Raw genomic sequence first — 9,864 nt, 5'->3', positions numbered from 1 at the left:
GCAAATATAGTGATTCGCTTGTAAGAGACAAAGGGACAAGAGTTGAGATTTAGCAAGGTGAATTCATAATTTTAGGCTATTTTCGTTGTATGATTTTAGTTACAGGTGGTACAGGAATGGTAGGGGCTCATTTGTTATTGCGATTGACGCAGTCTGGGCATTCCGTAAGAGCAATTTATAGAAGTGAAAAGTCTTTAGAGAAAACCAGAAAAGTATTTTCCTATGTTGGGAAAGATGCTGATTTGCTATTCTCAAAAATTGATTGGGTAGCTGCTAATATTACGGATATACCTTCATTAGAATCTGCTTTCGAAGGGGTTGAAAAAGTGTATCATATTGCTGCTTTGGTTTCTTTTGATGAGCGTTTAGCAAAACAAATGCGATCCGTGAATATTGATGGAACAGCGAATGTTGTTAATTTGAGTATCGCCCATGGAGTTTCTAAATTTTGCTTTGTGAGTTCTATTGCTTCGATTGCTAAGTCAGTGGAAAAATCTTTTATTGATGAGGAAGATGATTTTAATCTAATGACCAATAATTATAGTTATGCTATAACAAAGTATGGAGCTGAAATGGAGGTTTGGAGAGGTGCTCAGGAAGGATTGAAAGTTTTGATTGTCAATCCAGGAGTGATACTAGGAACTGGGTTTTGGAAAGAAAATTCTGGGTTGTTATTTTCGATGATAGATAAAGGAACTCCTTTTTATACAGAGGGTGTGACTGGGTTTGTTGGGGTAAATGATGTTGTCTCAGTAATGGTCAAAGGAATGGAATCTGATATTTCTAATGAGCGATTTATTTTGGTTTCAGAGAATATTGGCTTTAAAGAGGTTTTTCATCAGATAGCCGATGCCTTACAAAAGAAAAAGCCACGTGTAAAGTTAAATGTAATATTGGCAGAAATAGGATGGAGGCTGTCTTTGGTAAAGTCAATTATTACCGGTAAAACGAATAGCTTTACGCGTCATGCAGCAAAATCAGCAAATAACAAGTCCTATTATAACTCGGAAAAAGTCCAAAAAATGTTAAGTTTTGAGTTTCAATCAATAGCTAAAGTTATTGAAGAGACTGCTGATCAGTATAAAAAGGATACTATTTAATATTCTTGCTTGAAGATTCGTTGTCTTGAATAAAATCAGACTTTTGCAAGCTGTCCATTTCCATTAAAACCTTCTCTGGTTGGACGGAGTCTAGAGGTTTGATTTTGATCAAACTGTCGTGAATTCTAAGACTGTCTTTTTTAGCTTTTTTTAGAGAGTCTCTCCTGTATCTAGCACGCTTGGTGCTATCTCTTTTGATAGAGTCTTTAACCTTTTTAATGGCTTTGAACTCTGTATTGAATCCTTTAATTTTGTTTTCTACCTCTTTGTAGATTTTTTCATAGTCATCGATCTTAGTAGTGTAATAATGATTACTTCTTCTAAATCGGGCACTATCTATTCCGTATTTTTCAAATACTAAAAATGTGTAATCTATGTTTCTTTCATCGAATTTATTTTTATACACTTTGGAAGAAGTGGCAAGGTATAAATCTGAAAGTAAAATAACCATGGAGTCCTTTGATATAAGGTCATCTGGCTTTTTAAAAATAGTATTACTTGTACAAGAAATCATGCAAGCAACTAAAAGTATAAGAATACTATTTTTCATTTTTTATCTATTAAATGTAATTCTTTCTCCTTTGGTAATATCATCAAAATTTCCTTCATCATAGATTAAATTACCATTGATAAAAGTTTGAGTGACAGTAGATTTAAACTCTGTTCCTTCAAAAGGAGTCCATCCACATTTGTAAAGTGTATTTTCTTTGGTTGCTGTCCATGACTTGTCAAGGTCAACCAATACTAAATCGGCATAGAAACCTTCTTTTACATAACCTCTCTTTTCTACTTCAAATAAAATAGCTGGATTGTGAGCCATTTTTTCAACTACTTTTTCCAAGGTGATTTTACCTTCTTTTACAAAGTTTATCATGGCTGGTAAAGCGTGTTGTACAAGTGGTCCTCCACTTGGTGCTTTGGTATATACGTTTTGTTTTTCTTCCAAGGTATGAGGTGCATGGTCTGTTGCAATCACATCAATTCTGTCATCCAAAAGAGCTTTCCATAATCCATCTCTATCAGAAGCAGATTTTACGGCAGGATTCCATTTGATAAAAGTTCCTTTAGTCTCATAGTCTTTGTCTTCAAAAGTCAAATGGTGCACACAAACTTCAGCAGTGATTTTTTTGTCTTTCAATGGAATGTCATTGCGGAATAATGCAGTTTCTTTAGCTGTTGATAAATGGAAAATATGTAAACGAGCTCCAGTTTCTTTGGCTAATTCAATTGCTTTTGAAGAAGATAAATAACACGCTTCTTCGCTTCTAATAATTGGGTGATATTTTAACGGAATATCATCTCCAAATTTATCTTTGTATTCTTGGAAGTTTCTTCTGATGGTACCCTCATCTTCACAATGAACAGAGATTACCATGTTAGTAGAAGAAAATATTTTTCTCAAAACATCTTCATCATCAACCAACATATTCCCTGTAGAAGATCCTAAGAATAATTTGATCCCAGCAACTTGTTTTGGGTCTGTTTTTAATAATTCTTCTAGATTGTCATTTGTTCCTCCAAACATGAAAGAATAATTTACATACGAGTCCGTGCTAGCTGTAGTAAATTTCTTTTCAAGTTCTTCTTGCGTTGTTGCCTGTGGGACTGTATTGGGCATTTCAATAAAAGTGGTGATCCCTCCAGCAGCGGCGGCTCTGCTTTCTGTAGCAATGTTTGCTTTGTGTGTCAAGCCTGGTTCTCTAAAGTGAACTTGGTCGTCAATAGCACCCGGTAGCAAATATTTTCCGTTAGCATCAATTACTGTAGCGTTTTCTGGCGCAGTAATGTCATTAGCTATGGTTTTTATGAATTTACCTTCAATTAAAACATCAGCATTGATGGTTTTACCTTCGTTTACGATGTTAGCGTTTTTAATAAGTGTAATTTTCATGATATATGTTTAGGAAAGTCCTTTTAATCTTAATTTAATTACTCCAAAAATAGCTTCGGTCACAATAGACCCACTCATTTTTGAGGTACCTTTTGTTCTATCGGTAAATACAATAGAAACTTCCTTGATTGGGAATTTATGTTTCCATGTTTTGAATTTCATTTCTATTTGAAACGCATAACCAACAAATTGGATTTTATCTAAATTTATGGTTTCAAGAACACTTCTGTGGTAGCATACAAAACCAGCGGTCGTGTCGTATAAAGGGATGTTTGTTATAAACTGGACGTATTTAGATGCGAAGTACGATAGTAGTAATCTTTTTATATTCCAGTTGATAACGTTTACATTATTGTTGACATATCTTGATCCAACTGATAATTTAGCGCCATCTTGAACACAGGCATTGTAAAGTTTTATCAAATCCTTTGGATTGTGAGAGAAATCTGCATCCATTTCAATAATGTAGTCATAACTTCTTTTCAAGGCCCATTTAAAACCATGGATATAAGCACTACCAAGTCCTTTTTTCCCTTTTCGTTTTTCAAGAAAAAGACGTTCAGGAAATTCTTGCATTAATTCTTCAACCATTTCGGGAGTCCCGTCTTGAGAATTATCGTCTACTACTAAAATGTGAAATTTCTTATCATCGCTAAAAACTGCAGAAATAATTTCTTTGATGTTTTCAATTTCGTTTAGCGTTGGGATTATTACTATAGTATCGGACATAGACTTAAAAATTGACTACAAATGTATGATTTTTTATTACTAATTTTGCGTTAAAGGTTTTGATAATTTGGAATTAGTTTTAAGAGATTGTTTGCTATGGGTATTGGGATAGAAAGGTCTTTTGAAAATAATGATATATATACCATTGTGTTCGTCACAATTTTATTGTGTTTGACGGCAATAAAATTGAAATATCCCAAAAAGTTTCACGCGATGCTTACAAGTGTCTATTCCAAAGCCTTTTTTTTGGATTATGAAAATGAATTAAAAACCAATTTTAGTGGTTTTAAAATTTTACTTTTTTTGGTTCAAAATCTCGTGTTTTCCGTCTTTTTCACAAAGGTTTATCAAATGAAAATATCTGAGGATAGATTTCAGGATTGGCAATTACTTCGGACTGTATTTTTAGGTTTGACGGTGTTCATAATCGCCAAGCACTTAATTTCTCTAGTGGTTGCAAATATTTTCAATTTTGTTGAGCTTTTTAAAGGATTCCATATTCAAAAATTTACTTATTTAAAGTTGTGTTCTTTGGTGATGTTACCGTTATTATGGTTTATGGTATATTCAGATATAGTTTATAAACCGTTTTTAATGTCGCTGTCTATAGGCGTTTTTATACTGTTAATGGCGTTAACCGCTGTGTTTGTTGTGTTTAGAAATAATAAAGTCATAATTGAAAATTTATTTTATTTTATTGTGTATCTTTGCACACTTGAAATAGTACCGATATTATTAATTTTTAAGATAGCGGTAGATAAATAGTATATTATATGAAAGTGAAAACTATTCTAGTCTCACAACCGGAGCCTAAAGAGAATTCTCCTTATTTTGAATTGTCTGAAAAGCAAAAGGTGAAAATCGATTTTAGATCATTTATTCATGTTGAAGGTATTTCTGTAAAGGAGGTTCGTGCGGAGAAGATAGATTTAAAAGAATTTACAGCAGTTATTTTAACAAGTAGAAATGCTGTAGATCATTTCTTTAGAATTGCAGAAGAAATGAGATTTACTGTACCTGCAGAAATGAAGTATTTTTGCCAGTCTGAAGCAGTGGCTTATTACTTACAGAAATATGTTGTTTACAGAAAACGTAAAATTTATGTAGGTCAAAGAACTTTTCCAGAACTTGGGAAATTGATCAAAAAGCATAAAACAGAAAACTTTTTATTGCCGTCTTCTGATAAATTGAAAGATTTAGTTCCTAAAACTTTGGAAGATTTAGGTGTAAAATGGACTCGTTTGGATTTGTACAAAACGGTAATGAGTGATCTTTCTAATTTAGAAGATGTGTTTTATGATGTTCTTGTTTTCTTTAGTCCATCAGGAATTGATTCTTTATTTAAGAATTTTCCAAACTTTAAGCAAAACGATACTCGAATTGCTGTTTTTGGGAATACTACGGTTAAGGCAGCAACGGATGCCGGATTGAAAATTGATATTTCAGCTCCCACGCCAGAGACGCCATCAATGACTATGGCTTTAGAGAAATATATTAAAGAAGTAAATAAGTCAAAATAATACCTGACTTATATTGATATAAAAGCCGTTTGTTTGACAAACGGCTTTTTTTTGTTAGAACAATAAGGCGTAGATTTCTTCAATCTTTGAAACACAAACAACCTGGATTCCTAAGTTGTCCTTTTTGTATTTATTGAATTTTGAGATAAATATTTTGTCAAAACCAAGTTTTTCAGCTTCAGCAATTCGTTGGTCTATTCTATTTACAGGTCTAATTTCTCCGGCCAGACCTATTTCAGCTGCAAACGTATAATTTTGAGGAATAGCCTCATCATCATTGGAAGATAAAATTGCTGAAACTACGGCTAAGTCGATAGCAGGGTCTGCTACTTGAATTCCACCAGTAATATTTAAAAAAACGTCTTTTGCTCCGAGCCTAAATCCCGCTCTTTTTTCTAGAACAGCAAGGATCATATTTAATCTCTTTAAGTTGTAGCCGGTAGAAGAGCGTTGTGGGGTTCCGTAAACCGCAGTACTCACCAAGGCTTGAACTTCTATCATTAAGGGACGCATACCTTCTAGAGTTGCTGCAATTGCGGTTCCACTTAAATCAGAATCCTTTTCGCTAATTAAAATTTCAGATGGATTTGTAACTTCTCGCAAGCCAGTTCCAAGCATTTCATATATTCCTAACTCTGCTGTAGAACCAAAACGGTTTTTTTGAGACCGTAGAATTCTATAGGTGTGATTTCTATCGCCTTCAAATTGAAGCACAACATCTACCATGTGTTCTAGGATTTTTGGACCAGCAATAGTTCCTTCTTTGTTTATGTGTCCAATTACAAGAACAGGTGTGGCTGTTTCTTTGGCGAATTTAATAAGCTCTGCCGTTGTTTCTTTAATTTGAGATACAGTTCCGGGAGACGCGTCTATTTGATTTGTATGTAAAGTTTGAATAGAGTCAATTACTAAAATATCAGGATCTAAGTTCTCTATATTCTTAAAAATGTTTTGTGTGTTTGTTTCTGTTAGAATCAAGCAGTTTGAGTTTTTATTTTGAAGTCTTTCTGCTCTCATTTTTATTTGAGACTGACTCTCTTCTCCAGATACATAAAGCACTTGTTGTTGCATTTCCAAGGCGATCTGTAGTAGTAAGGTAGATTTTCCAATTCCGGGCTCTCCACCTAGTAAAGTTACAGATCCTGGAACTAACCCTCCTCCAAGAACATTGTTGAGTTCATTATTGTGCGTATGAATTCTATGCTCCTTATTTATTTCAATTTCAGAAACGGGTAGTGGTATATTGGCAGTTTTTTTAGAGGAAGTCTGTTTCCAGTTTCGTTTTTCTTCTTTTTGAACTATTTCTTCTACAATAGTATTCCATTCCTTACAAGAAGAACATTGTCCTTGCCATTTGGGGAATTGTGTTCCGCAACTTTGACAGAAAAAAGTTGTTTTCGTTTTTGCCATAATAAGAGTCTTCTATGGCAAAGAAAAGAAAATACTAGCAAATATTAGGCGCTAATTTTTTTTGATTTATTGTAAAGAGGAAGTAATAAAAAGGAGAGTCCACCAAACACCAATACCATAAGGGTTTGTGAAGTCCACATGATCCAACCAAAACTTAAACCTGCGACTTCATTGATGCCATATAATAATAAAGCACTTTGAATAGCAATTGGGTAAGCGCCAATACCACCGTTAGTAGCGGCATAGCTAAAAGTTCCAATTACAAAGCTGATCAGGACAGCATTAATAGATAGATCGGCAGTTTCTGGGATAGCAAATTTTGCTACATAAAGCATCATGATATACATCACCCAAATAAACAGAGTATGGAAAATAAAAGCCCATTTTTTTTTCATAGTGAAGATGCTTTTGACACCAACAATAAGTCCAGAAATAAATGTCTTAAGTTTGACAACGGATTCTTTTTCTGAGTTTTTCAACCATTTTAGAAATAGATATCCTATCGCTGCTAGAATGATCAAAGCAACTACTGTGTATACTGGATTCTCAGGTAGTTTTTTAGAAAGTTCTGTCTTGATCAAATCGTATTGAGCGAAAAATGCGAGAAGAATGAACAAAGCATACATCACTAAATCAGCAACTCTTTCTGCCACAATGGTACCAAAACCTTTTTCAAAAGGTACATCTTCATATTCAGCTAATGCCGCTGCTCTAGAAAGCTCTCCAGCTCTTGGTATTCCAAGATTCACCAAATAAGCTATGATTACTGCCATGGCACTGTTTAAGAATTTAGGTTTGTAACCCAAAGGCTCCAACATAAATTTCCATCTGTATGCTCTTGAAAAATGACTTAAAACACCTAGCACTAAAGAGAGTAAAACCCACCAATAATTTGCTGTTTTAAATGATGTTTTTACACTTTCTATGTCTTCAGGTGTTAATTTGGATAAAGAAATCCATATTAAAAATACACCCAAAGCCAATGGGATTGTTTTTTTTACAAGGCTTTTTACAGATAGTGCCAAATTATGAAAGGGAATTGTTTGTTTCGTTAGGGAAAACTAATGAAGGTTTGAAAGATTTAGCTTCTTCAAACTCCATAGTTGCATAAGAGATGATAATTACAATATCCCCTTTTGCTACTTTTCTTGCTGCGGGTCCGTTTAAAGTTATTTCTCCACTTTTTCTAGGTCCTGGTATCACATAAGTCTCTAAGCGTTCTCCATTGTTGATGTTTACAATTTGAACCTTTTCTCCTTCAATTAAATTTGAGGCATCCATCAAGTCTTTGTCGATAGTAATGCTTCCAATGTATTGTAAATCAGCACCGGTAACGGTAACTCTGTGTATTTTAGATTTTACTACTTCTATTTGCATGCTGCAAAATTAGTGAATTTGTATATAAGTAGAAACATGGGGAGTTCAAATTGTTAGAAATTGAACAAGTTCCTTATTGTAGTGATATATTATCAATCAATCTTATTTTTCCTGCATAGACTGCTATAAATGCTCTGTATTTTGTTGATTCTGATTTTGAACTGGCAGTTTGCAAGGTTTGTTCATTTGCAATTTCAAAGTATTCAAGATCTAGGTCTGGATTTGAGTCAAATTCTGTTTGGATCCATGAATTGATAGTTGCAATGGAATCTGATTGAAATAATTGAGATGCTTTTGTTAGTGTTTTAAATATAAAAGGTGCCGATTCTCGTTGTTTTTTTGAAAGTCTTGTGTTTCGAGAGCTCATCGCCAAGCCGTCTTTTTCACGAAAAATAGGACAGCCAATAATTTCTATAGGTAGTTGGTTTTTTACAGTCATTTTTTTTATGATCTGTAATTGTTGAAAATCTTTTTCTCCAAAATATGCTTTTGTAGGTTGTGTGATCTCGAAGAATTTTTTAACAATGGTCCCCACTCCGTCAAAATGATTCGCGCGGTGTTTTCCTTCCATTTCGTTTTCTAATCCGTCAAAAGAAAAAGATTCAACATCTATATTGTTAGCATACATTTCTGAGGCATTAGGTGTGAAAATGAGATCACATCCAGTATTTTCTACCAGTTTAATATCTGCATCAAGTGTTGATGGGTAGTTGTCTAAATCTTCTTTTTTATCGAATTGTGTTGGATTGATAAAAATAGTCACAATAGAAAAATCATTTTCAGAGCTTGCTTTGGTTATCAAAGAGATATGTCCCTCGTGGAGAGCCCCCATAGTAGGAGTTAGTCCAATTGTCTTTTGAGATGATTTTAAGGAAGTTATAATGTTGGAGATTTCCTTAATTGTTGTGACTACTTTCATATGGCTTAACGCTAAATTGTGTGCAAACTTAGTATTTTAACATGAAATTAGCATAAAAATTCGTATTTTTGCAAGAATCTATAAATTTAAGTGTTTTGACCATGAAAGATAAGAGAGTATTGTACGTTTCATCTGAAGTTTTACCCTATTTGCCAGAGACAGAAATGTCGTCAACGTCGTTTGAAGCTGCAAGAAAAGCGCATCATAAAGGTGTTCAAACAAGAATTTTTATGCCAAGATACGGTGTCATCAATGAAAGAAGATATCAATTGCATGAGGTGATTCGTTTGTCAGGAATGAATTTGATTGTGAATGATATGGATATGCCATTGATCATTAAAGTTGCTTCTATTCCAAAAGAAAGAATGCAGGTTTATTTTATAGATAATGAAGAGTATTTTAAAAGAAAAGGTACGGTTAAAGACGAGAATAGTGAATTGTTTTCTGATAATGATGAGCGTGCTATTTTCTTTGCAAAAGGAGTTGTAGAGACGGTAAAGAAATTGAACTGGGCTCCGGACATTATTCATGTTCATGGATGGATGGCTTCTCTTTTACCTTTGTATTTAAAAGAATATTATAAAGACGATCCTTTGTTTGCAGAGAGTAAAATTGTGACTTCTTTATATAAATCTGACTTTGAAGGAGCGTTGAACTCTGAGTTAATTAATAAAGTGAAATTTGACAATATTTCGGAAGAAAAAGCTGAGATTTTAAAAGATCCTAGCCATATGAATATTTTAAAGAGTGCTATTGAAAATTCAGATGGCGTGATTCAGGCAACTGAAGAACTTTCTTCTGAGTTGACAGATTTTGTTTCAGAGCAAAATAAGCCTACTTTAGATTTTCAACCTGAAGAAACTTTTGCAGACGCTTATTTAGACTTCTACTCTAATGAAGTTTTAAGTTAAATTCCGA

11 protein-coding genes are annotated in these 9,864 nt (G+C 33.7%); 4 read left to right on the top strand and 7 right to left on the bottom strand.

The annotated features are described in order from the left end of the window. The first annotated feature begins 89 nt into the window (after positions 1-89). Entirely contained in the window at positions 90-1,100 is a 1,011-nt protein-coding gene (locus tag P8H68_RS09330) for an NAD-dependent epimerase/dehydratase family protein (protein WP_300323909.1), read from the top strand. On the opposite strand, the gene P8H68_RS09325 is transcribed toward P8H68_RS09330, so the two are convergent. Genes P8H68_RS09325 through P8H68_RS09315 form a run of 3 tightly spaced genes read right to left on the bottom strand, consistent with a single transcriptional unit; the run spans position 1,093 to position 3,720 of the window. Beyond that, on the bottom strand, positions 1,093-1,650 hold the full coding sequence (locus P8H68_RS09325; protein ID WP_300323906.1) for a DUF4296 domain-containing protein: 558 nt from the start codon (positions 1,648-1,650) through the stop codon (positions 1,093-1,095). The genes P8H68_RS09330 and P8H68_RS09325 overlap by 8 nt on opposite strands. Before the next feature lie 3 nt (positions 1,651-1,653). Further along, positions 1,654-2,991, bottom strand: a complete 1,338-nt coding sequence (locus P8H68_RS09320; protein WP_300323903.1) for a dihydroorotase — start codon at positions 2,989-2,991, stop codon at positions 1,654-1,656. Between the two features lie 9 nt (positions 2,992-3,000). Further along, positions 3,001-3,720: a polyprenol monophosphomannose synthase gene (locus P8H68_RS09315; protein WP_300323900.1), complete on the bottom strand. Its 720-nt coding sequence runs from the start codon at positions 3,718-3,720 to the stop codon at positions 3,001-3,003. A 96-nt stretch (positions 3,721-3,816) separates the two neighbouring features. Here P8H68_RS09315 and P8H68_RS14555 point away from each other — a divergent pair, with 96 nt between their 5' ends. After that, positions 3,817-4,485 (top strand): DUF4271 domain-containing protein, encoded by a 669-nt coding sequence (locus P8H68_RS14555; RefSeq protein WP_366144939.1) that lies wholly within the window; start codon positions 3,817-3,819, stop codon positions 4,483-4,485. Between the two features lie 8 nt (positions 4,486-4,493). Then, the gene (locus P8H68_RS09310) at positions 4,494-5,240 is read left to right on the top strand and encodes a uroporphyrinogen-III synthase (RefSeq protein ID WP_300323897.1); all 747 of its coding nucleotides are present in this window, start codon (positions 4,494-4,496) and stop codon (positions 5,238-5,240) included. A gap of 54 nt (positions 5,241-5,294) precedes the next feature. Here the strand turns inward: P8H68_RS09310 and radA are convergent, their stop codons facing one another. The 4 genes from radA to panC form a co-directional block, all read right to left on the bottom strand. Next, the gene (gene radA, locus P8H68_RS09305; protein WP_300323893.1) at positions 5,295-6,650 is read right to left on the bottom strand and encodes a DNA repair protein RadA; all 1,356 of its coding nucleotides are present in this window, start codon (positions 6,648-6,650) and stop codon (positions 5,295-5,297) included. Positions 6,651-6,694: 44 nt separating this feature from the next. After that, positions 6,695-7,675, bottom strand: a complete 981-nt coding sequence (locus P8H68_RS09300; RefSeq protein ID WP_300323890.1) for a lysylphosphatidylglycerol synthase transmembrane domain-containing protein — start codon at positions 7,673-7,675, stop codon at positions 6,695-6,697. Between the two features lies 1 nt (position 7,676). After that, positions 7,677-8,027, bottom strand: coding sequence for an aspartate 1-decarboxylase (gene panD / locus P8H68_RS09295; protein WP_300323887.1), 351 nt, complete (start codon positions 8,025-8,027; stop codon positions 7,677-7,679). A gap of 73 nt (positions 8,028-8,100) precedes the next feature. Beyond that, positions 8,101-8,946, bottom strand: a complete 846-nt coding sequence (gene panC, locus P8H68_RS09290; protein WP_300323884.1) for a pantoate--beta-alanine ligase — start codon at positions 8,944-8,946, stop codon at positions 8,101-8,103. Between the two features lie 101 nt (positions 8,947-9,047). On the opposite strand from panC, the gene P8H68_RS09285 reads away from it, so the two are divergent. Then, on the top strand, positions 9,048-9,857 hold the full coding sequence (locus tag P8H68_RS09285) for a glycogen/starch synthase (protein WP_300323882.1): 810 nt from the start codon (positions 9,048-9,050) through the stop codon (positions 9,855-9,857). Positions 9,858-9,864 lie beyond the last annotated feature (7 nt).

Source organism: Flavicella sp., from assembly GCF_029238425.1.
In the GTDB taxonomy this organism is placed as follows: Bacteria; Bacteroidota; Bacteroidia; order Flavobacteriales; family Flavobacteriaceae; genus Flavicella.
The sequence above is the reverse complement of the archived record's forward strand: the minus strand, read 5'-3'. Positions and strand labels throughout refer to the sequence as shown.